This window comes from Micromonospora sp. SYSU B005 (assembly GCF_055362685.1).
This window is the reverse complement of record NZ_JAXCFU010000014.1, coordinates 53,886-73,028: the sequence shown is the minus strand read 5'-3', so window position 1 is coordinate 73,028 and position 19,143 is coordinate 53,886. Positions and strand designations below refer to the sequence as shown.

The window sequence follows — 19,143 nt, the reverse complement described above, 5'->3', positions numbered from 1 at the left end:
ACCTCAGACGCGTGTGGTGTCCCGGCGGAACAGCCGGGCCGCGCCGAGTCCGAAGAACACGGTCCAGGCGGTCACGTTCGCCACCGCCGCCCAGTCCACCCCGGTGCCGGTCAGTGGCGCCCGGGCGAGCTGACCGACCCCGTACACCGGGGTGAACTCGGCGATCTGCTGCATCACGTCGGGCAGCAGTTCCAGCGGTACGAACAGGCCACCCAGCATGGCCAGGATGGCCAGCGCCGGGCCCATGAACTGCATGACGTTCTCGGCCGGGGCGAGGTAGCCGACGAACAGCCCGAACGCGGCGAACACGAGCGCGCCGATCCAGGCGGTCATGCCGGACTCCACCCAGACGTGCGCCGGCAGCCGGACCCCGGAGGCGGCCCCGACGGCGAACTCGACGAGTACGCCGAGCAGGCCGAGCACCATCGCGGTGGCGACCTTCGTCGCCACGTACGCGGCCGGGCGCAGCGGGGTCAGCCGCAGTTGCCGGCTCCAGCCCAGTGCGCGTTCGGTGGCGACAGCCGCGCCGGCGCTGGTGGTGGCGACCATCGCCGCGTACACGGCCAGGCTGATCATGATCCAGCCGGTGACCGGCAGCCCGTTGTCCAACTTCTCCCCACGCGTGGGCAGCCCGAACAGCAGGAAGAACACGGCCGGCATGACCAGGATGAACAGCAGCGTACGGCGGTTGCGCAGCACCCGGCGTATCTCGATGCCGAGCACCGGCGCGCAGAAGCCGCCGAGCGCGGGCGGGCGGCGGTCGGCCGCGCGGGTGCCGGTGGTGGACGAGGTCGTGGCGGTCATGGCAGGACTCCCCGAGGGTCGGTTCAGGCGGAGGCGGTCAGGGTGAGGAACGCGTCCTCGAGGTTGCGGGAGGTGATCTCCAGGTCCCGGGCGCCGGTGCGGGTCAGCAGGTGCCGGGCCACCACGTCGGAGTCCTCGCTGTGCACGAGCACCACGTCGCCGCGTACCTCGACCGAGCGGACGCCCGGCAGCGCGGCGAGCGCGGCCTGGTCGGCGCCGGGCAGCGTGGCCCGCACCACCCGCCCGGCGGCCAGGTTCTTGATCTCGGCGGTGGTGCCGTCGGCGACCACGCGGCCCTGGCGGATCAGCACGATCCGGTCCGCGTACGCGTCGGCCTCGTCCAGGTAGTGGGTGGCGAACAGGACGGTCCGGCCGGAGCGGGCGTCGGCCCGGATCGCCTGCCAGAAGTCACGCCGGCCCTCGACGTCCATGCCGGTGGTCGGCTCGTCCAGCACCATCAGGTCCGGGTCAGGCAGCAGTGCGAGGGCGAACCGCAGGCGCTGCTGCTGACCGCCCGAGCACTTGCCCACCGCGCGGTCGGCGATCCCGGCGATGCCGGCGCGCTCCAGCACCTCCGCCACCGGCCGGGTGTGACCGTAGAAGTGCGCTGTCATCCGTACCGTCTCGGCGACGGTGAGGTCCTTGAGCAGGCCGCCGGTCTGCATCACGGCGGCGACCCGGCCGAGCCGGACGGCGTCGGCCGGTTCGCCGCCGAACAGGCGCACGGTGCCGGCGTCCGGGCGGGCCAGCCCGAGCAGCATGTCGACGGTGGTGGTCTTGCCGGCGCCGTTGGGGCCGAGGAACGCCACCACCTCGCCGGGGGCGATCCGCAGGTCGAGCCCGTCGACGGCGGTCACCGGGCCGAAGGTCTTTGTGAGTCCGGCCAGGTCGACGGCCGGTGCGGGTTCGGTCATGCCCACGATGCTCCGGTGCCGGGTGTCCGGTTCCCCGGAGCGGCAGTCACCTTACGGCCGTGACATTTGTCAGGCGGTCACACCGCCGACGCCGCACGTTCTGGGGCCGCTCAGGCCGTCGCGCCGCCGTCGATCGCGATCGACGCGCCGGTGATGTGCCGTCCACCGGCGCCCACCAGGTGACTGACAGTAGCCGCCACGTCTTCCGGCTCCGCGTACCGGCCGAGGGCGATGTGCGACCGCTGCCCGTCCGCGCCGGCGCTGTCCGCCGGGTTCATGTCGGTGTCGGTCGAGCCGGGCAGGATCAGGTTGACGGTGATCCCACGCGGACCGAGTTCCCGGGCGAGCGCCCGGGTCAGCCCGTTCACGGCGCTCTTGGTCATCGCGTACGCGCTCACCCCCGGTGCCGGGACGCGGCTGGCGAAGCTGCTGCCGATGTTGACGATCCGCCCACCGGCACCCATGTGGCGTACCGCCGCCTGGGTGGCGAGGTAGGTCCCGCGCACGTTCACCGCGATCGCCCGGTCCAGGGCGTCGAGGCTGACCGACTCGATCGGCCCACCCGCGAACACCCCGGCGTTGTTGACCAGGATGTCCAACCGCCCCAACTCGGCGACGGTCCGCTCCACGGCGCCGACGACGGCCGTCGCATCGGTACTGTCCGCGTTGATCGCCAGGCCGGTCCGGCCGTACGCCTCGATCTCGGCCACCACGGACTTCGCGCTGTCCTCCGCGGTGCGGTAGGTGAACGCGACGTGGATGCCGTCCTCGGCCAGCCGGCGAGCGACGGCGGCGCCGATTCCCCGGCTCCCGCCCGTCACCAGGGCGACCCTGTCGGCAAGTCTGACCGTCATGCCGTCATCCTGACAGTCGACTCAGGACAGCGATCATCCGGGTCGCCGGCCGTTTCCCGTCTGTTCGATCAGACAGGATTGCCGGCACCCAGTCCGGGTACGCGCGGGCCGTCCAGCGGCGAAACGGGGAGGCGGACATGAGCGCACCGACGGGACGGGTCGACACGATCGTGCTCATCCACGGGCTCTGGATGACCTCGCGGAGCTGGGAGCACTGGGCGCAGCGGTACTCCGCGCGCGGCTTCCAGGTGCTCACGCCCGCCTGGCCCGGCATGGACCGCGAGGTGGAGGAACTGCGGGCCGACCCCGCGCCGATCGCCGCGCAGCGCATCGCCGACATCGCCGACCACTACGAGGCGATCATCCGGGACCTGCCGCGCCCGCCGATCGTCATGGGCCACTCGTTCGGCGGCCTGATCGCCCAGTTGCTGGCGGACCGGCACCTCGGCGCCGCGGTGGTCGCCGTGCACCCCGCGCCGGTACGGGGCGTGCTCAAGCTGCCGCCCAGCACGCTGCGCTCCGGGTACTCGATCCTGCACAACCCGGCGAACCGGCACCGGGCGGTGCCGTTCACGCCGGAGGACTTCCGGTACGCGTTCGGCAACACCATCAGCCAGGAGCAGTCCGACGCCGCCTGGGAGCGGTACGCCGTACCGGGCGCCGGGCACGTGCTGTTCGAGGCCGCGTTCGCCAATCTGGACCCGAACTCGGCCACCGAGATCGACAAGAAGCGCAGCGACCGCGCCCCGCTGCTGATCACCGCGGGCGGCGAGGACCATGTGGTGCCCGCAACCTTGGCCAGCTCGATCGCCAACCTCTACCGGAGTTCGACGGCGCTCACCGGCTACCGGGAGTTCCCCGGCCGGTCGCATTTCGTCGGCGGCGAACCGGGCTGGGAGGAGGAGGCGGACTTCGCGCTGGAGTGGGCGGTCGAGGCGGCGAACGAGTTCTCCCCGACGGTGGTCGCCGAGGCCCCTCGACGACGCTGACCCAGCCCGACACCTCCGCATGCGTATATCAAGAAACCGAAAACTTGATATCATCACCTCGTTCGCCCGCTGGACGAGGAGGCATGCCATGTCCCGCACCATTCTCGACGTCGACGACGAACTCCTGGCCGAGGCCGCCGAGATCCTCGGTACCGGCACCAAGAAGGCCACCGTCAACGCCGCGCTTCAGGACGTGGTCAACCGGGAGAAACGACGGGAGTTCGCCGACTGGCTCAAGAGCGGCGGCCTGCCGGACCTCACCGACCCGGGGCAGGCGTCGAAGCCCGAAGCGGCATGACGCGGGAGCGCTACCTCCTCGACAAGTCGGCGCTGGCCCGGTGGCCGAAGCCCGCCGTGGCATCGGTCCTGGACGAGTTGTCCGATCGCGGCCTGCTGGCGGTCTGCGGCGCCATCGAGATCGAGGTCGTGCACAGCGCCCGCTCGGCCAAGGACGCGAAGCGCGCTCGGTGGCTGCTCCGCGGTTTCGACTGGCTCGCCATGCCCGACGACATCTGGGATCGTGCGATCGACGTCCAGGTGCAGGCGCTGCACAAGGGCAACCACCGAGCGCTCTCGATGGCCGATCTGCTGATCGCCGCGACGGCCGAACGGCATGGCGTGACCGTTCTGCACTACGACGGTGACTTCGACCTGATCACCGCGATCACCGGCCAGCCGACGACGTGGGTCGTCCCGGCCGGAAAGGCCGACTGACCGACTCCGGGCCTCGATGCCGGGTGGGGCCGCCGGGAGTAGCGCCGAGGTGTCCAGGACGAGCCCGTTCACGCGCCAGCCGCCCTGTCGCCCCCGAATTGGCGCAGCCACTCCATGTTCCGGTCGTGCTGCTCGTCGGTGATCGGCGGCTGTTGTGCCAGCCTCCGGCGGGCCCGCTCGACGTCCTCGTCGGTCACTGCATAACCGATGTTCTCGACCGCGGCTCGTGCATATTCCGCTTCCGGTTGCGGGCGTCCGACGCTGCTCCGGCGCATGCTCATCGCGGCCGGAACCGCCGGGAGCACTCGTCGTCGTGTCCGGGCCGTAGCAGACACCGCTGCCCACCGGGCAGCAACCGGTCGCAGAACACCCAGTGACGGACGTTCTGGTCGTCCTCCGCCGAGACAGTGGTGCCGCCCGGCTCGGTCTGCGGCAGGACGTGGGTCCAGTGCGCCACCACGCGGGCCAGCCGCTGAGCGGAGAGCAGGTCGTTGACGACGACCGGCAGGTGGATCACCCAGCGCTCGGTCATCTGTCGTACCCCCGTTCGTTACGGGCCCGGGCCTGCTCCGACTGCCAGCGGCGAAGCGCGTTCTTGATCCGGTCGGTCTCCCGGCGGCTCTGCGCCAGCGCGTCGTAGACGGCGGCCAGGTCACCGGCGACGCGGTCGAGGAACTCCCGCACCTCCTGCGGATCGAGCCCGCGCCGTCCCAGCGGGGTCGGCCGGAAGCTCCGCTCACGGACCTGCCAGGGGCGCAGCGGGTGGTAGGCCGACGAGCGGTAGCAGGTCGATCCGAGGACCGACCGCCGGCGACGCCGGACACGCCGAAGGAAGACGCGCATGACAGGACCTGCCTCTCACCGTCGAGATCGAACCGTGGAAGGGCGGGCCCGCCGGCCCGCCCCGCACCGGCGGACCCACCCCGGCACCTGCCGTCGCAGCCTTCGACCAGCAGTACGTCAGCAGGGCACAGCGCGTGACCCAGATCGACAACGCGGTAACCCAGCCGATCCGGCCACTCACTCATCGTGCAGTGAACTGCACCCTTTACGCAACTCCCGATTCGGGAGTGTGTCATTGCGAAGCTCGTCCGGTTCCGCCACACTGACCGGCATGACTGGAAGCCCGACCGTCCGACGTCGACGCCTGGCCGCTGCGCTGCGTCGCCTCCGTGAACAGACCGGCATGACCGCCGACCAGGCCGCCAAGGAGGTGGGCATCTCGAAGTCGGCGATCAGCCGCATCGAGAACGCCCAGGTGTCCGTCATGCCGCCGGTCGCCCGTGGGCTCCTTGAGCTGTACGGGGTGGAGGGCGACGAAGTGGACGCACTCGTCCAGGTCGCACGAGATGCGCGCAAGCGCGGCTGGTGGCAGGCGTACGACGACGTGCTGCCGGACTGGTTCGAGGTCTACGTCGGGCTGGAGGCCGAGGCGTCCGAGATCCGCGCGTTCCAACCGCAACTGGTCCCGGGTCCGCTCCAGACCGCCGACTACGCCCGCGCGGTCATCCGCGCCGAGCACCCGGACGCCCCGAACGACGAGGTCGACCGGCGGGTGGAGTTGCGCATGCGCCGTCAGGACACCGAAACTCCGCCGAAGCTCTGGGTGGTGCTGGACGAGGCAGCGCTACGGCGGCCGGTCGGCGGCGCGGAGCTGTTCGCGGCGCAGTTGCGGCGACTGGCCGAGGAGGCCGATCGGCCCGGCCGCACCATCCAGATCCTGACGTTCGGCGCCGGCGAGTACGGGTCGATGGGCAGCGCCTTCAGCGTGCTGGCCTTCCCCGAGCCGGCCGATCCGGGGGTCGTCTACGTCGAGACCCGCGCGGGTAGCCTCTATCTCGAAGGCCAACAGGTCAGGGAGTACAGCCGCGTCTTCGAGCATCTGGTCGCCACGGCGGCCGGCGCCCGGGAGTCGCGCGACCTCATCCTGGGGGCGATCGACGAGCTATGAGAGGACGGCGCGGGTGGACGAGGCCAACCAGGCGACGATGACCTGGCGCAAGAGCACCCGCAGCAACGGTTCCGGAGACTGCGTCGAGGTCGCCGACAACCTGCCCGGCGTGGTCGGGCTACGCGACAGCAAGGACCCGCGAGGTCCTATCCTCGCCTTCGACCCGGCAGCCTGGTCGACCTTCGTTGCGAGCGTCAAGTACGAGACGTTCCGGAGCTGAACGCGGCAGGCATCGCCTGCCCACCCTGCCCTACGATCCGGTGCCCGAAGCCTCCGCGCTTCGTAGCTTCGCAAGGGCGCGCAGGTACTCGTCCTCCACAATCCGGTCGAACGCTGCTGGCTGCGCCCCCGCGTGCACGACCTTTCGCGTAAGCCGCGCCTGCTCCCAGAACCTCAAGCCGATCTCGGTGGCGAAGATGTCAGCCGCCAGCAGACCTCGCAACTGACTCTCAGGCATCCCGCCCAGTTGCCAGGTCGCGGCCCAGAAGTTGAGGATCAGGTTGATGTAGGCCCGCTGCCTTCGCCGTTCAGGGGCAGGGTCCTGGGTCAGCGACCCCCAGCACTCCATCAGCACGGCATCGTCTATGGCCATCTTGAGCAACAAGGCGTGCTGGTCACGTTGCGCGTATTCCAATGCGATGCGGGCCTGCCTGTTTTGACTGATGGTGGTGGCGACCACACCCACGAGAGCCAGCGCAGAGAGAAGCATGGATACCGAGCCGTAGGCTTGGCCGATATTCGCCAAGCGCTCCCAGTCGGTACTCGGATCGAAGGCGTAGTCGATCAGGGGCGGGGAAAGCAGCAGTACAAGCCCTCCCAAGAAGACCAACAACACCCAGACGGCTACGCCGCGAACACTCCTCATCTACGCAAGGCTAGTTCTCTCATCAAAGTTGATCAATCATGTGCGCTGCCTCCTGGCACCCCGATCCTCCTGGCTCTGCACTCACCGCAGGTCCGGCACGCCGTGCAGCAGGTTCTGGTGTGCGGGTGGGTGCGCCGGGTATGACGGGAACATGAGGGCGAGTTTCCGTCTGGGTCGGATCGCTGGCGTACCGGTCGGCGTCAACTGGAGTGTCCTGGTCATCTTCGTGCTGATCGCGTGGGCGCTGTCGGCCAGCCTGTTCCCGGCCTCGTACCCCGGTCACTCCCCCGTCGCCTACATCGCGGCCGGTCTGGCCGCCGCTGTGGTCTTCTTCCTCGGCCTGCTCGCCCACGAGGTCGCGCACGCCGTGGTCGCCAAGCGCAACGGCATCGAGGTCGAGGGCATCACGCTGTGGCTGTTCGGCGGCGTCGCCGAGCTGAAGGGCGAGGCGAAGGACCCGGGCGCCGAGCTGCGGATCGCCGGGGTCGGGCCGCTGGTCAGCCTGATCATCGGCGTGTTCTTCGCGGGGATCGCGGTGGCGGTCGCCGCCGCGGGCGGGCACGGGCTGCTGCTCGGCGCGCTGTCCTGGCTCGCGGGCATCAACGTGCTGCTGGCGATCTTCAACGTGCTGCCCGCCGCCCCGCTGGACGGCGGGCGGCTGCTGCGCGCGGCGGTCTGGAAGTTCACCGGCGACCGGACCAAGGCGTCGGTGGTGGCGGCCCGCGCGGGCTGGGTGCTCGGCGTCGTGCTGATCGGGCTGGGGCTGTGGCGGTTCTTCACCGGCGCCGGGTTCGGCGGGCTCTGGCTGGCGCTGATCGGCTGGTTCCTGCTCGGCGCCGCCGGCCAGGAGGAACGCGCCGCCCGGATGGGCGACGCACTGCGCGGCATCCGGGTCGGCGACGTGATGACGCCGCAGCCGCAGACCGCGTCCGGCGACCTCACGGTGGCCGACTTCGTCGACCACTACCTGTTCGCGTACCGGCACTCGGCACTGCCGCTCACCGTCGACGGCAGGCCGGTCGGTCTGGTCACGCTCGATCGGGTACGCGGCATCCCGGCGGACCGCCGCGCCTCGACCACGCTGGCGGAGGTGTCCTGCCGGGCCGACGAACTGGTGCTCGCCCGCCCGGACGAGCAGCTCACCGACCTGCTGCCCCGCCTCAACGAGTGCACCGACGGCCGGGCGCTGGTGGTGATCGACGAACAGTTGGTCGGCATCGTCTCGCCCAGCGACATCAGCCGGGCGGTCCAGCGCGGCAGCCTGCGCCAGCAGACGCCCGCCGGGCGCTGAGTCAGCCCCGAGGAAAGCTGACTCAGTCCCGGGGGAAGTAGCGGTCCATCTCGGCGGTGCGGAACTTCCCCTTCGGGTCGAACTCGCGCAGCAGCGCGGCGAAGTCGGCGTGCCGGGGGTACGCGGCGGCGGGATCGCGCTCGAACAGCTTGCCCCAGTGCGGGCGCGGCGCGAACGGGGCGAGCCGCTCCTCCACCTCGGCCAGCACCGGCGCGACAGCCACCGGGTCACCGATCCAGGTGAAGTGCAGCGCCAGCGAGTCGCGCCGGAAGTTCGGGCTCAGCCACAGCTCGTCGGCGGCGATCGTCCGCAGCTCGCAGATCTGGAGCACGGCGGCGATCCGGTCGGCGACCGGATCGAGCGTGGCGAGCGCCGCCGACGCGTCGGCCCGGGCCACGTGCCACTCGGACTGCAACTCGTCGCCGCTGCTCGGCGTGAATCCGAGCCGGAAGTGCGGCAGCCGCTCGTGCCACGGCCCCGGCTCGCCGAGCTGCGCCGTGCAGTGCTCCGGCGACATGCCGGGCACCGGGTGCCGGGGCGAGTCGGCGGCCACCGTGTCCAGCCAGTCGGCGGGCGGCGGCGCCTGGTCCGCGTACTGCTTCACCCACACCTGGTCGAAACGCTCCGAGCGCCACGAGGTGAAGACGCTGACGCTGTACGCGGCGTCGAGCGCCTCGTCCAGCGCCGCACGAGGCAGGCCGAGGCGGACGTGCTGGCGCACCGCGTACGTGGGCACCACGTCGAGCGTGAGCCGGTTCACCACGCCCAGCGCGCCCAGGTTGACCACCATCCCGGCGAACCGCGGGTCACCGCGGTCGACGGTGATCAGGTCGCCGTCGGCGGTGACCAGTTCCAGCGCGGCGACGGCGGCAGCGAGGTTGCGGTTCCGCGCGCCGGACCCGTGGGTGGCGGTGGCGACCGAGCCGGCCACCGAGATGTGCGGCAGCGAGGCGAGGTTCGCCAGCGCGTACCCCTGAGCCTGGAGCGCGGTGGCCAGGTCGCCGTAGCGGACGCCGGCCGCGACGGTGACGGTGCCGCGGTCGGGGTCGAGCGCGACGGTGGGCGGCAGGCCGTCCAGCGCGATCTGGGTGCCGGTGGTGTCGCCGAGCCGGTTGAACGAGTGGCCGGTGCCGACGGCCCGGACCAGGTCGGCCTCCGCGACCAGCCGGCGCAGGTCGTCGGTCGAGGTCGGCCGCGATCGGGTACGCGCAGACCAGCTGACGTTTCCGGCCCAGTTGGTGTCCGTCATGCGCTGCATCATGCGCCATCATGCGCCGGCAGGGTTGCCCCGGCCACTCGGCGGGAATCCTGGCGGGATGAGCAGCTACCGCGACCCGAGCCTCCGCGGCGACGTGTACCCGTCGGAGGAGGAGATCGACCCGACCGGCGTGGACCCCGACGCTGCGGAGATGCCGCCAGCCGGTGTGGGGCCCGTCGGTGTGGGACCGGCCGGTGTGGGAACCGCCGGTGTGGGGGTGACGCCCGCCGCGACCGCGCCGGTGCCAGGGCCCACGCCGGAGCCCGAGCCGGACCCGGTGCCCCACCCGGGGCCGCCGCCGCGCCAGGCGTCCGGCCGGTCGATCGTGACCCGGCACCTGGACGGTTCCGTCGAGGTGGTGACCGACCTGGACGGCGACGGCGTGGCCGACGTGGTGCAGGTCGACCTGGACGGCGACGGTGTGCCCGACGTGACATACCTGGACAGCGACCGCGACGGCCGCCTCGACACCGTCCGCCGCGCAACCCCACGCTGACGCGCCCCGGCGCTCACGCGACTCGGCGACGATCTTGGAGTTCTGGCGCCCACACCGTTGATCATGCAGTTACTGCCCCGACAAGAGCCGCAAATCCGGCACAGAAAGGGCCGCAACCGCAAGATCGCGGGTTTGTGGGGGTGGTGCGGGAGTGCCTCCCGTGACGCGAGATTGTCGTTCCGCGAGGTGGACCGGTGTAGATCTTGGTAGGAAAGGGCCCCTATGGGGGCCGTCTCCTACCAAGATCTCGACGGGAGGCGGGAGGCGGGACGGGAGGCGGGGCGGGCGAGCCCGGTCAGATCTGGGGCATCACCTCGGCGGCTACCAGCTCCAGGTGGTCCAGGTCGGTCAGGTCCAGCACCTGGAGGTAGGCGCGCGAACTGCCGGCCTCGGCGTACCGGCCGAGCGTCTCGACCACCTCGGCGGGCGTGCCGGCGGCGCCGTTGGCGCGCAGCTCGGCCGGGTCGCGTCCGATCGCCTCGGCGCGGCGCCTCACCTCGGCCTCGTTGCGGCCGCAGCAGAGCACGAGCGCGTTGGACCAGGTCATCGTGGACGGATCCCGGTCGATCTCGGCGCAGGCGTCGCGTACCCGCTGGAACTGCGCGACGGTGTCCTCGACCGAGGCGAACGGCAGGTTGAACTCGTCGGCGTACCGGGCGGCCAGGCGGGGCGTGCGCTTCGGGCCCATACCACCGAGCAGGATCGGCGGGCGGGGGCGCTGCACCGGCTTCGGCAGCGCGGGCGAGTCACTGACCGGGTAGTACGTGCCGGGAAAGTCGAACGTGGCACCGTCCGGGGTGGACCAGAGCCCGGTGATGACGGCGAGCTGCTCCTCCAGCCGGTCGAACCGCTCCCCCAGCGCCGGGAACGGGATGCCGTAGGCGGAGTGCTCCTCGGCGTACCAGCCGGTGCCGATGCCCAGCTCGACCCGGCCGCCGCTCATCTGGTCGACCTGCGCCACGGTGATCGCCAGCGGGCCGGGGAGCCGGAACGTCGCGGCTGTCATCAGGGTGCCGAGCCGGATCCGGGTGGTGTCGCGGGCCAGGCCGGCGAGCGTGGTCCACGCGTCGGTCGGGCCGGGGTCGCCGCTCACCGAACCCATCTTCAGGTAGTGGTCGGAGCGGAAGAACGCGGCGAAGCCGGTCTCCTCCGCGCGGCGGGCCACGGCGAGGAGCTGGTCGTATGTGGCCCCCTGCTGGGGCTCGGTGAAGATCCGCAGTTCCATCCCCCGAGCATATGGAGCCCGCCGGGCCGGGGCAGCGCGACCTGTCATTCCTTGCCAGGCATATAACCAGTAAGGCATATTGCAAGGGTGACCGTCGACGCCTTCGCCGTGCTGGCCGAGCCCTCCCGGCGCCGCATCCTGGACCGGCTGCGCCGGGCGGAGAGCAGCGTCGGCGAGCTGGTGGACGCGCTGGGCATGAGCCAGCCGGCCGTCTCCAAGCACCTGCGGGTGCTCCGCGACGCCGGCCTGGTCACCTGCCGTACTGCCGCGCAGCGGCGGATCTACCGGGTCGACACAGCGCCGCTACGGGCAGTGGACGACTGGCTCGGGCCGTACCGGTCGATGTGGACCGCGCATCTCGACGCCCTGGAACGCCATCTCGACAGTCAGGAGTGACAGATGGACCGCGACTCGTTCCGCCCCGGCCCGCTCGCCCGGGTGAAGCTGACACCCGAAAACGAACTGGTCTTCGTCCGCGACCTGCGACACCCGCCGGAGACGGTCTGGGCCGCGCTCACCGACCCGGATCGGCTCGCCGAGTGGGCGCCGTTCCTGGCCGACCGCGACCTGAGCCGCCCCGGCGACGCCGTACTCAGCGCCGTCGACGGCGACCGGACCCACCCGGCGCCGGCCCGGGTGCTGCGCGCCGACCGGCCGCACCTGCTGGAGTACGCCTGGGGCGACGACAGGCTCCGCTGGGAGCTGACAGCGAACGGCGACGGCACCACGCTCACGCTGCGGCACCGGGTCGGCGGTCCGGACCTCGCCCCGATGACGGCCGCCGGCTGGCACCTCTGCCTCGACGTCGCCGTTCAACTGCTCGACGGCGACCCGGTCGGCCCGATCCGGGGCGCGGAGGCGAAGGACTTCGGCTGGGCGGACCTGCGCGACGCGTACGCCGAACGCCTGAACCGCGACTGACGCCTGCCGGTACGACCGCCCTACCCGTCGAGGTGGTCGGCGGGTGCGGTCTGCAGCAGCCAGGCGAGCGGCATCCGGGCGTGCTCGGTGTACCGGCCGTCGCCACCGAGTTCGTGGAGCGTGACGGTCTGCGCGCCGTCCCGCTCCACGACCCAGTAACGCGGGATGCCGGCCGAGGCGTACTCCCTGGCCTTCGTCACCGAGTCCATGGTCTCCGAACCGGGCGAGACGATCTCGACCACCAGCACCAGGTCCGTGACGGCGGACCAGACGCGACGGCTGGGCGGCTTCCGCCACACCGTGATGTCGGGGATCCGGCCACCGTCGCCGCTGGGCCCCGGCACCCGCGCACCGACGGCCTGAAGCACCTGCTCGGCGGGCCAGCCCGCCATGATCAGCCAGGCGAAGATCCGGCTCGCGATGATGGCGTGCTCGGAGTCGGTCGGCGGCATGACCGACAGAACCCCGTCGGGGCTGGTCTCGTAGCGGTGACCGTTCGGGTCCGCGGCATTCATCGCCGCCACGTCGTCGAGCGTCACGACGGCGGGCATGTGCATGCCGACTGCCTCAGCGCTCATGACGCCATCCTATGGCAGCAGCAGGCGCAGCCGCGGCATCCGGCCCGTCACGCGGTCCGGCGGCGCAGCCACCCGGCGGCCCCGCCGACCAGCGTCGTCCCGATGGTGGTGCCGATCGCCACCATCGCCGCACCGACCGCCCACAGGCCGGTGTCGTCGGTCGAGGCGGCGTGCACCGCCCACGGAACGGTGAACGCCACTGTCATCACCGTCGCCACCAGCCAGACGTTCAGCCACCAGCCGGCGACGGCGGCCAGCGCGCCCAGGGTCAGCACCGCGGCGGCGACCTGCCAGACCGCATACGGCCCGCTCATGTCGCCGGTCCGCGGGTCCACGGTCCAGCCGGACTCCCAGCTCAGCCAGGCCACCCAGGCGCCGGCCGTGGCCAGCGCCAGGATCAGGCCGCCGAGCAGCGTACGTCTCGTCGTCACGCCTCCGATCCTGCCCGGCCGGCGGGGCGGGCGAATGAGCACGCGTACTCGATTCCGCCGCCGCGCACACGGCGGTGTGCGCGGCGTGTGCGCCCGGTGCCAGCGGCCCCGGTCATCGTCGGCGCATGAGTTACGCATTCGAGGCGGAGGGCCTGGTCAAGCGGTTCGGTACGACCACCGCGCTGGCCGGGATCGACCTCGCCGCACGCCGCGGGACCGTGCTGGGGGTGCTGGGGCCCAACGGCGCCGGCAAGACCACAGCGGTACGGATCCTCGCCACGCTGCTGCGCCCGGACGGGGGGCGCGCCGTTGTCGGCGGCCACGACGTGGTCACCGACGCCGCCCGGGTACGGCGGCTGATCGGGCTGACCGGCCAGTACGCCTCGGTCGACGAGGACCTGACCGGTACGCAGAACCTGGTGCTGATCGGCCGGCTGCTCGACCTGAGCCGCCGCGAGGCGCGGGCGCGGGCTGCGGAGCTGCTCGCCTGGTTCGGCCTGACCGACGCGGCCGGGCGCCCGGCCAAGACGTACTCCGGTGGCATGCGCCGCCGCCTGGACCTGGCCGCGAGCCTGGTCGGCCGGCCGGAGGTGATCTACCTGGACGAGCCGACGACCGGCCTGGACCCGGCCAAGCGGGAGGAGATGTGGGGCGTGGTCCGCTCGCTCGTCGACGACGGGTCGACGGTGCTGCTGACCACGCAGTACCTGGACGAGGCTGACGCGCTCGCCGACGAGATCTCGGTGATCGACCACGGCCGGGTGATCGCGCACGGTACGCCGGGCGAGCTGAAGCGGATCGCCGGCAGTCAGACGATCGTGGTCCGGCCGACCGATCCGGGCCGGATCGGCGCGGTCGCCGAGATCCTGCGCGCCGCCACCGGGACCGATCCCGAGCTGCCCCGGCCGGGCGTGCTCACCGTGCCGGTGGACGACGACGCCACGTTCACCGCAGTGGTCCGCCGGCTCGACGACGCCGGCATCGGGGTGGTCGAGCTGGCGTTGCGGCTGCCCAGCCTCGACGAGGTGTTCTTCACGTTGACCGGCCACGGTGCCGAGGAGCAGGCGGAGGTGGCGGCATGACCACGACCACTCGTACGACGGCGACGCCGTCCCGGCCCGCCACCGCCCACGCCGCGGTCCGTCCGTTCGGGATGGCCCGGCACAGTCTGGCGCTGGCCGGCCGCAGCCTGGTCAAGACGATCCGGACCCCGGAGCAACTGCTCGACGTCACGCTCCAGCCGGTCGTCTTCGTGCTGATCTTCGTCTACCTGCTCGGCGGCGCGGTCGCCGGCTCACAGCACGAGTACCTGCAGTTCCTGCTGCCCGCGATCATGGTGCAGACCGTGCTGTTCGCGTCCATCGCCACCGGCGTCAGCCTCAACACCGACGTGGAGAAGGGTGTGTTCGACAGGTTCCGCAGCCTGCCCATCGCCCGGTCCGCGCCGCTCGTCGGCTCGGTGGTCGGCGACCTGGTCCGATTCGTGGTCTCCATCGTGGTGCTGCTGGGGTTCGGCTACGCCCTCGGATTCCGGATCGGCACCGATCCGCTGTCCGCGCTCGCCGCGTGCCTGCTGACCATCGCGTTCGCGTTCGCGGTCAGCTGGATCGGCGTGCTGCTCGGGGTGCTGATGCGCAGCCCGGGCGCGGTGCAGGGCACGGCGTTCCTGCTGCTGTTCCCGCTGACCTTCGGCACCAACATGATGGTGCCGACGGACACGCTGCCCGGCTGGTTGCAGTGGTGGGTCGGGGTCAACCCGGTGGCCGACGTGATGGAGGCGGCCCGGGGCCTGATGATCGGTGGTCCGGTGGCCGGGCCGGTGAGCCGGTCGCTGCTCTGGACCGTGGCGATCATCGCGGTGTTCGCGCCGCTCGCCGTCCGCGCCTACCGCCGCCGCGCCTGACCGGCCGCGCCGCCCGGGACCGGTCCGCGCCGGGCCGGGCCGGGCCGCACGAGGATCAACCAGCCGGGTCGCCGCCCACGAACGCGAGGGCGTCGGCCCGGCTACGGCCGTGACCCCTCGTGTACGCGGCGGCGTACCCGTCCTCACCCAGCTCGGCGCGCAGCCGCTCGGCGAGCCGCTGCGCGTCCGGGTTGGACCGATCCGGCCGGCCGCGCAGCGAGTCGGAGACGCCGAGCAGTTCGGCGGCCCGCTCGTACCGGCCCTCCGCCACCGCCAACGCCACCCAGCCGACCGTGACGATCGCGACCACCGGCATGTCCCGGGCGGCGAGGGCCCGCGTGGTCGCCTCGTCGAGACACCGGCGCGCGCCCGGCAGATCATCGCGGGCCAGCGCCAGGTGGCCCATCTCGGCCAGCAGCAGGCCCCGGAACTGCGGGGCGACGAGCGGCGTCTCGGCCTGGCGGCGCATCGCCTCGGCGAGGCACTCCTGCGCCTCGTCCAGCGAGCCGTCGGAGCGGGCGATGCTGCCGAGCATCATCAGCCCGAACGCGCCGTCCCGGCCGTCCCGGTCGGTCACGAACCGGCGCAGTTCGGCCTTGGCGCCGGCCACGTCGCCGGAGCGGGCGCGGATGGCCGCGAGCCAGATCAGCTGGAAGCCCGGCTCGGAGGCCGGGTTGAGCTCCCGGGCCAGCCGAACCGACTCCTCCAGCGCCGCGGTCGCCGCCTCGAAGTCGCCGCGTTTGGTGAGCGCGTCCGCGTACTCACTGAGCACGTGCGACAGGCTCATCCGCTCGCCCACGGCGCGCAGCTCGGCGGCGGCGGCGGTCAGGTCACGCAGCATGCCCTCGGCGTCGCCGTCGTTCTCCTTGAACTTGCCGCGCATCCCCAGCAACGTGCCGTCGGTCCACGGGTCGGGATGCCCGCGCGCCCGGTCGATCGCCGCGATCCCGGCCGCCGTGTCGTCGTCGAAGATCGACAGCATCGGTGCGAGCAGCCCGACGATCGGATGCTTGGTCCCCTCCGCCGCCCGCAGGGCCGTGGTCAGCTCGGCGAGCTGCTCCGGCGGCGGCACCTGCTCGCCGCGTGCCAGCTCGGAACCGATGCGGATGGCGAGCACCACCGCCCGCTCCTCCGCCGGTGCCGGGCCGGGCAGCGCCAGCGCGCGGGCCAGCACGTCACCGCCGATGCCGCCGTCGTCGCCCCAGATCACCAGCGGCAACACCAGCCCGGCACCGATGCGCAGCGCGGTGTCGGCGTCACCGGCGTCGCACGCGTGGTGCAGCGCGCCGACGATGTTCTCCCGTTCCGCCTCCAGCAGCCGCAGCCACGGCAGCTGACCGGCCGTGCGCAGGTGCGGCTCCGCGGTCCGGACCAGCTCCCGGAAGTACGCCGCGTGCGCGGCACGCGCCCCGGCCGTCGCCCCGGCGGCGGCGAGCCGTTCCAGCCCGTACTCCCGGATGGTCTCCAGCATCCGGAACCGCCCGTCGCCGACGACCTGGAGCAGCGACTTGTCGACGAGCGCGTCGAGCAGCGCGGCGGCGGCCGGGCCGGCGACGCCGGCCGCCGAGTCGGCGGTGACCGACGCCGGGAAGACCGCGAGCCGTTCGGCGAGCCGCCGTTCGTCGTCGGTGAGCAGCCCCCAGCTCCAGTCCACCACCGCCCGCAGCGTGCGGTGCCGGGGCAACGCGGTGCGGCTGCCGCCGGTCAGCAGCCGGAACCGGTCGTCCAGACCGGCCGCGACCTGCCGCGGCGACAGCGTCCGCAGCCGCGCCGCCGCGAGTTCGATGGCCAGCGGCAGGCCGTCGAGCCGCCGGCAGATCTCCACCACTGCCGCCACGTTGTCGCCGGTCACCGCGAACCCGGGCCGCACGGCGGCGGCCCGGTCGCGCAGCAACTGAACCGACGGGTACGCGAGCGCGTCGTCCGGCGTCGCGTCCGCCGGTGGCAGGCGCAACGGGGGTACGGGGTCCAGCGCCTCACCGACGATGCCCAGCGGCTCCCGCGAGGTGGCCAGCACGCGCAGTCCCGGGCAGCGGCCGAGCAGTTCCTCGGCGAGCCGGGCGGCGGCCTCGACGACGTGTTCGCAGTTGTCCAGCACGATCAGCGTCTCGTCGGTGGCGATCGTCTCCACCAGACGGCCGAGCGGGTCGCGGGCCGGCGGGCGTACCGGTTCCAGCGTCCGGTCCCGGCGGCCGAGCGTGTCGAGCACCGCCCGTGGTACGTCCGCCGGGTCGGTGATCGGTGCCAGCTCGACGAGCCAGGCCCCGCCGGGTACGCCGTCGGCGAGCCGGCCCGCCGCCACGCTCGCCAGCCGCGTCTTGCCCGCCCCGCCCGGCCCGAGCAGGGTGACCAGGCGGTTGCCGGCGAGCAGCCCGGTGAGCCGCCGCAGGTCCTCGTCGCGCCCGACGAACGTGGTGAGCGCGGCCCGCAGGTTGCCCCGCGTCACGGCCGACGGCTGCGCCGGGGCCGCCTCGCCGCGCAGCAGCTCCAGGTGCGCGGCCCGCAACTGCGGCGACGGGTCCACGCCCAGCTCGTCGGCGAGCCGCTGCCGGATCCGCTCGTACGCGGCGAGCGCCTCGGCGGGCCGCCCGGCGGCGGCGAGCGTCCGCAGGTGCAGTTCGCCCAGCCGTTCCCGCAGCGGATGCGCGGCGGTCAGCCCCTCCAGTTCGGCGACCAGCAGCTCCGGCCGCCCGGTGCGCAGCTCCGCGTCGATCCGGTCCTCCTGCGCGGTGAGCTGCAGTTCCGCCAGCCGCGCCACCGCTGCCGCCGCGTACGGCGCGTCGGCGACCTCGGCCAGCGCCGGCCCCCGCCACAGCGCCAGCGCGTCGCGCAACGTCGTCCGCGCCGTCGCCGCGTCCCCGTCACGAAGCGCCGCCCTCCCCTGCCGGGTCAGCCGCTCGAACCGCCCGGCGTCCACGTCGTCCGGGGCGAGGTCGAGCCGGTAACCCGCCGGGCTGCTGCGTACCACGAGCCCGGGCACCGCCCGGCGCAGCCGGGACACGAGCGTCTGCACCGCGTTGGCGGTGTCGGTGGGCGGCTCGTCACCCCAGAGCGCCTCGGCCAGCGCGGGCACGCTCACCGGCCGGCCCGGGTCCAGGGCGAGGCGGATCAGCAGCGCCCGCAGCCGCGCCCCGGCGACGTCGACCGGCCGATCGCCGTCGTGGACCTCAAGCGGCCCGAGGATCCCCACCCGCACCATGCCACTCTCTCACCCGCCGTCGAACCGATGGTGGCAAGATCGCGGGGGTGACGAGTGTGTCCCGCCCGCTGCCACGGCTCGTGGGGCCGGAGGCATTCGCTGACGTCCCGGCCGACCGGCTCCTGGCGGTGCTGGAGGCGGTCACGATGGTCCTCACGCTTCCCCACCGCGCCGCCGAGCGGGTGGACGCGCTGGTGGTGGCCACCGGCCAGGGCGAGGACTGGCGTCTCACCGACGCGATCCGCGCCTGGGAGACCAGCCCCGCACTGCGGCACCTGCTGGTGGCGAACACCGATTCGGCCGAGCGGACGTACCGCCCGCTCACACCGGGCCGGCTACGCGGGCTCGGTCTGCGCCGGACCGACGGGGTCGTGCTCCAGCCCGAGCCGGTCACCGGCACCGGCCGGCAGGCCACCTGGGTCGTGGAGCAGGTACGGGCGCTGGGCGTCGGCAGCGTCGCGCTCGTCGTCTCGCCGTACCACCTGGTCCGGGTCTATCTCACCGTGCTGCGGGCCTGCGACGACGCCGGCCTGCGGATCCCGATGGTCCCGCTGCCGGTGGCTGTCGCACCGGACGCCCCGGTGCCGGAGACCGGCGCGGCCGGGTACGACCTGGTGGCCGGCGAGGTCAGCCGGCTGCTCCGCTATCCCGGCCAGGGCTGGATCGCCACCCCGGAACGGTTGCGCGACTACCTGCGCTGGCTCTGGTCCGAGCACCGCCCTCTGCTCACCGGCGTCTGAAGGTTCACCG

At 72.7% G+C, this 19,143-nt stretch carries 24 protein-coding genes; 12 read left to right on the top strand and 12 right to left on the bottom strand.

Features of this window, described 5'->3' with window-relative positions; all coding sequences use genetic code 11:
• Window positions 1-3: 3 nt before the first annotated feature.
• The 3 genes from SM452_RS25505 to SM452_RS25495 form a co-directional block, all read right to left on the bottom strand.
• Window positions 4-804: an ABC transporter permease gene (locus SM452_RS25505; protein ID WP_463840853.1), complete on the bottom strand. Its 801-nt coding sequence runs from the start codon at window positions 802-804 to the stop codon at window positions 4-6.
• Window positions 805-827: 23 nt separating this feature from the next.
• The gene (locus SM452_RS25500) at window positions 828-1,718 is read right to left on the bottom strand and encodes an ABC transporter ATP-binding protein (RefSeq protein WP_463840852.1); all 891 of its coding nucleotides are present in this window, start codon (window positions 1,716-1,718) and stop codon (window positions 828-830) included.
• Between the two features lie 110 nt (window positions 1,719-1,828).
• Window positions 1,829-2,572: an SDR family NAD(P)-dependent oxidoreductase gene (locus tag SM452_RS25495; protein ID WP_355508321.1), complete on the bottom strand. Its 744-nt coding sequence runs from the start codon at window positions 2,570-2,572 to the stop codon at window positions 1,829-1,831.
• Window positions 2,573-2,709: 137 nt separating this feature from the next.
• Here SM452_RS25495 and SM452_RS25490 point away from each other — a divergent pair, with 137 nt between their 5' ends.
• The 3 genes from SM452_RS25490 to SM452_RS25480 all read left to right on the top strand — a co-directional run bounded on the left by SM452_RS25490 (window position 2,710) and on the right by SM452_RS25480 (window position 4,275).
• A complete protein-coding gene (locus SM452_RS25490; protein ID WP_355508323.1) occupies window positions 2,710-3,561 on the top strand; it encodes an alpha/beta hydrolase in 852 nt (283 codons plus the stop codon).
• A gap of 88 nt (window positions 3,562-3,649) precedes the next feature.
• On the top strand, window positions 3,650-3,859 hold the full coding sequence (locus tag SM452_RS25485; protein WP_463840851.1) for a type II toxin-antitoxin system VapB family antitoxin: 210 nt from the start codon (window positions 3,650-3,652) through the stop codon (window positions 3,857-3,859).
• Window positions 3,856-4,275 carry a PIN domain-containing protein gene (locus SM452_RS25480; protein ID WP_463840850.1) on the top strand — a complete coding sequence of 140 codons (420 nt, stop codon included), beginning with the start codon at window positions 3,856-3,858 and terminating at the stop codon, window positions 4,273-4,275. The genes SM452_RS25485 and SM452_RS25480 overlap by 4 nt, the downstream gene beginning before the upstream one ends.
• A gap of 68 nt (window positions 4,276-4,343) precedes the next feature.
• Here SM452_RS25480 and SM452_RS25475 read toward each other — a convergent pair whose 3' ends face one another.
• The 3 genes from SM452_RS25475 to SM452_RS25465 all read right to left on the bottom strand — a co-directional run bounded on the left by SM452_RS25475 (window position 4,344) and on the right by SM452_RS25465 (window position 5,118).
• Window positions 4,344-4,472, bottom strand: coding sequence for a hypothetical protein (locus SM452_RS25475; RefSeq protein ID WP_018787132.1), 129 nt, complete (start codon window positions 4,470-4,472; stop codon window positions 4,344-4,346).
• Between the two features lie 80 nt (window positions 4,473-4,552).
• Window positions 4,553-4,807 carry a hypothetical protein gene (locus SM452_RS25470; protein WP_194802261.1) on the bottom strand — a complete coding sequence of 85 codons (255 nt, stop codon included), beginning with the start codon at window positions 4,805-4,807 and terminating at the stop codon, window positions 4,553-4,555.
• Complete coding sequence (locus tag SM452_RS25465) at window positions 4,804-5,118, bottom strand: DivIVA domain-containing protein (protein ID WP_013475594.1); 315 nt, start codon at window positions 5,116-5,118, stop codon at window positions 4,804-4,806. The genes SM452_RS25470 and SM452_RS25465 overlap by 4 nt, the downstream gene beginning before the upstream one ends.
• Before the next feature lie 271 nt (window positions 5,119-5,389).
• Here SM452_RS25465 and SM452_RS25460 point away from each other — a divergent pair, with 271 nt between their 5' ends.
• Both SM452_RS25460 and SM452_RS25455 read left to right on the top strand, forming a co-directional pair.
• Window positions 5,390-6,226 (top strand): helix-turn-helix domain-containing protein, encoded by an 837-nt coding sequence (locus tag SM452_RS25460; RefSeq protein WP_463840849.1) that lies wholly within the window; start codon window positions 5,390-5,392, stop codon window positions 6,224-6,226.
• A 37-nt stretch (window positions 6,227-6,263) separates the two neighbouring features.
• Window positions 6,264-6,446, top strand: a complete 183-nt coding sequence (locus SM452_RS25455) for a DUF397 domain-containing protein (RefSeq protein WP_355508456.1) — start codon at window positions 6,264-6,266, stop codon at window positions 6,444-6,446.
• A 30-nt stretch (window positions 6,447-6,476) separates the two neighbouring features.
• Here SM452_RS25455 and SM452_RS25450 read toward each other — a convergent pair whose 3' ends face one another.
• Window positions 6,477-7,091 carry a DUF6082 family protein gene (locus tag SM452_RS25450; protein WP_463840848.1) on the bottom strand — a complete coding sequence of 205 codons (615 nt, stop codon included), beginning with the start codon at window positions 7,089-7,091 and terminating at the stop codon, window positions 6,477-6,479.
• A gap of 151 nt (window positions 7,092-7,242) precedes the next feature.
• Here SM452_RS25450 and SM452_RS25445 point away from each other — a divergent pair, with 151 nt between their 5' ends.
• Window positions 7,243-8,382, top strand: coding sequence for a site-2 protease family protein (locus tag SM452_RS25445; RefSeq protein ID WP_463840847.1), 1,140 nt, complete (start codon window positions 7,243-7,245; stop codon window positions 8,380-8,382).
• A gap of 22 nt (window positions 8,383-8,404) precedes the next feature.
• Here SM452_RS25445 and SM452_RS25440 read toward each other — a convergent pair whose 3' ends face one another.
• Window positions 8,405-9,631 (bottom strand): FAD-binding protein, encoded by a 1,227-nt coding sequence (locus tag SM452_RS25440; protein ID WP_463840846.1) that lies wholly within the window; start codon window positions 9,629-9,631, stop codon window positions 8,405-8,407.
• Between the two features lie 67 nt (window positions 9,632-9,698).
• Between SM452_RS25440 and SM452_RS25435 the strand changes: the two genes are divergently transcribed.
• Window positions 9,699-10,136: a hypothetical protein gene (locus SM452_RS25435; protein ID WP_463840845.1), complete on the top strand. Its 438-nt coding sequence runs from the start codon at window positions 9,699-9,701 to the stop codon at window positions 10,134-10,136.
• Window positions 10,137-10,431: 295 nt separating this feature from the next.
• Here SM452_RS25435 and SM452_RS25430 read toward each other — a convergent pair whose 3' ends face one another.
• Window positions 10,432-11,361, bottom strand: a complete 930-nt coding sequence (locus tag SM452_RS25430) for an LLM class F420-dependent oxidoreductase (protein WP_463840844.1) — start codon at window positions 11,359-11,361, stop codon at window positions 10,432-10,434.
• 87 nt (window positions 11,362-11,448) lie between these two features.
• Between SM452_RS25430 and SM452_RS25425 the strand changes: the two genes are divergently transcribed.
• Window positions 11,449-11,757, top strand: coding sequence for an ArsR/SmtB family transcription factor (locus SM452_RS25425; RefSeq protein WP_269697445.1), 309 nt, complete (start codon window positions 11,449-11,451; stop codon window positions 11,755-11,757).
• A gap of 3 nt (window positions 11,758-11,760) precedes the next feature.
• Entirely contained in the window at window positions 11,761-12,282 is a 522-nt protein-coding gene (locus SM452_RS25420; protein ID WP_463840843.1) for an SRPBCC family protein, read from the top strand.
• A 20-nt stretch (window positions 12,283-12,302) separates the two neighbouring features.
• Here the strand turns inward: SM452_RS25420 and SM452_RS25415 are convergent, their stop codons facing one another.
• Together SM452_RS25415 and SM452_RS25410 are read right to left on the bottom strand one after the other, a co-directional pair.
• A complete protein-coding gene (locus SM452_RS25415; RefSeq protein ID WP_463840842.1) occupies window positions 12,303-12,860 on the bottom strand; it encodes a Uma2 family endonuclease in 558 nt (185 codons plus the stop codon).
• A 47-nt stretch (window positions 12,861-12,907) separates the two neighbouring features.
• Window positions 12,908-13,291: a hypothetical protein gene (locus tag SM452_RS25410; protein ID WP_463840841.1), complete on the bottom strand. Its 384-nt coding sequence runs from the start codon at window positions 13,289-13,291 to the stop codon at window positions 12,908-12,910.
• Window positions 13,292-13,416: 125 nt separating this feature from the next.
• Here SM452_RS25410 and SM452_RS25405 point away from each other — a divergent pair, with 125 nt between their 5' ends.
• Window positions 13,417-14,373 (top strand): ATP-binding cassette domain-containing protein, encoded by a 957-nt coding sequence (locus SM452_RS25405; protein ID WP_355508351.1) that lies wholly within the window; start codon window positions 13,417-13,419, stop codon window positions 14,371-14,373.
• Window positions 14,370-15,194 (top strand): ABC transporter permease, encoded by an 825-nt coding sequence (locus tag SM452_RS25400; protein ID WP_355508353.1) that lies wholly within the window; start codon window positions 14,370-14,372, stop codon window positions 15,192-15,194. Before SM452_RS25405 ends, SM452_RS25400 begins: the two co-directional genes overlap by 4 nt.
• Window positions 15,195-15,249: 55 nt before the next feature.
• On the opposite strand, the gene SM452_RS25395 is transcribed toward SM452_RS25400, so the two are convergent.
• Window positions 15,250-18,390 carry an AfsR/SARP family transcriptional regulator gene (locus tag SM452_RS25395; RefSeq protein ID WP_463840840.1) on the bottom strand — a complete coding sequence of 1,047 codons (3,141 nt, stop codon included), beginning with the start codon at window positions 18,388-18,390 and terminating at the stop codon, window positions 15,250-15,252.
• A 50-nt stretch (window positions 18,391-18,440) separates the two neighbouring features.
• Here SM452_RS25395 and SM452_RS25390 point away from each other — a divergent pair, with 50 nt between their 5' ends.
• Complete coding sequence (locus SM452_RS25390) at window positions 18,441-19,133, top strand: hypothetical protein (RefSeq protein ID WP_463840839.1); 693 nt, start codon at window positions 18,441-18,443, stop codon at window positions 19,131-19,133.
• Window positions 19,134-19,143: the final 10 nt, after the last annotated feature.

Bases quoted from the DNA above. Each gene is read 5' to 3' on its own strand.
- SM452_RS25505 (WP_463840853.1), bottom strand. From the start codon at position 804: ATGACCGCCACGACCTCGTCCACCACCGGCACCCGCGCGGCCGACCGC.
- SM452_RS25500 (WP_463840852.1), bottom strand. From the start codon at position 1,718: ATGACCGAACCCGCACCGGCCGTCGACCTGGCCGGACTCACAAAGACC.
- SM452_RS25495 (WP_355508321.1), bottom strand. From the start codon at position 2,572: ATGACGGTCAGACTTGCCGACAGGGTCGCCCTGGTGACGGGCGGGAGC.
- SM452_RS25490 (WP_355508323.1), top strand. From the start codon at position 2,710: ATGAGCGCACCGACGGGACGGGTCGACACGATCGTGCTCATCCACGGG.
- SM452_RS25485 (WP_463840851.1), top strand. From the start codon at position 3,650: ATGTCCCGCACCATTCTCGACGTCGACGACGAACTCCTGGCCGAGGCC.
- SM452_RS25480 (WP_463840850.1), top strand. From the start codon at position 3,856: ATGACGCGGGAGCGCTACCTCCTCGACAAGTCGGCGCTGGCCCGGTGG.
- SM452_RS25470 (WP_194802261.1), bottom strand. From the start codon at position 4,807: ATGACCGAGCGCTGGGTGATCCACCTGCCGGTCGTCGTCAACGACCTG.
- SM452_RS25465 (WP_013475594.1), bottom strand. From the start codon at position 5,118: ATGCGCGTCTTCCTTCGGCGTGTCCGGCGTCGCCGGCGGTCGGTCCTC.
- SM452_RS25460 (WP_463840849.1), top strand. From the start codon at position 5,390: ATGACTGGAAGCCCGACCGTCCGACGTCGACGCCTGGCCGCTGCGCTG.
- SM452_RS25455 (WP_355508456.1), top strand. From the start codon at position 6,264: ATGACCTGGCGCAAGAGCACCCGCAGCAACGGTTCCGGAGACTGCGTC.
- SM452_RS25450 (WP_463840848.1), bottom strand. From the start codon at position 7,091: ATGAGGAGTGTTCGCGGCGTAGCCGTCTGGGTGTTGTTGGTCTTCTTG.
- SM452_RS25445 (WP_463840847.1), top strand. From the start codon at position 7,243: ATGAGGGCGAGTTTCCGTCTGGGTCGGATCGCTGGCGTACCGGTCGGC.
- SM452_RS25440 (WP_463840846.1), bottom strand. From the start codon at position 9,631: ATGACGGACACCAACTGGGCCGGAAACGTCAGCTGGTCTGCGCGTACC.
- SM452_RS25435 (WP_463840845.1), top strand. From the start codon at position 9,699: ATGAGCAGCTACCGCGACCCGAGCCTCCGCGGCGACGTGTACCCGTCG.
- SM452_RS25430 (WP_463840844.1), bottom strand. From the start codon at position 11,361: ATGGAACTGCGGATCTTCACCGAGCCCCAGCAGGGGGCCACATACGAC.
- SM452_RS25420 (WP_463840843.1), top strand. From the start codon at position 11,761: ATGGACCGCGACTCGTTCCGCCCCGGCCCGCTCGCCCGGGTGAAGCTG.
- SM452_RS25415 (WP_463840842.1), bottom strand. From the start codon at position 12,860: ATGAGCGCTGAGGCAGTCGGCATGCACATGCCCGCCGTCGTGACGCTC.
- SM452_RS25405 (WP_355508351.1), top strand. From the start codon at position 13,417: ATGAGTTACGCATTCGAGGCGGAGGGCCTGGTCAAGCGGTTCGGTACG.
- SM452_RS25400 (WP_355508353.1), top strand. From the start codon at position 14,370: ATGACCACGACCACTCGTACGACGGCGACGCCGTCCCGGCCCGCCACC.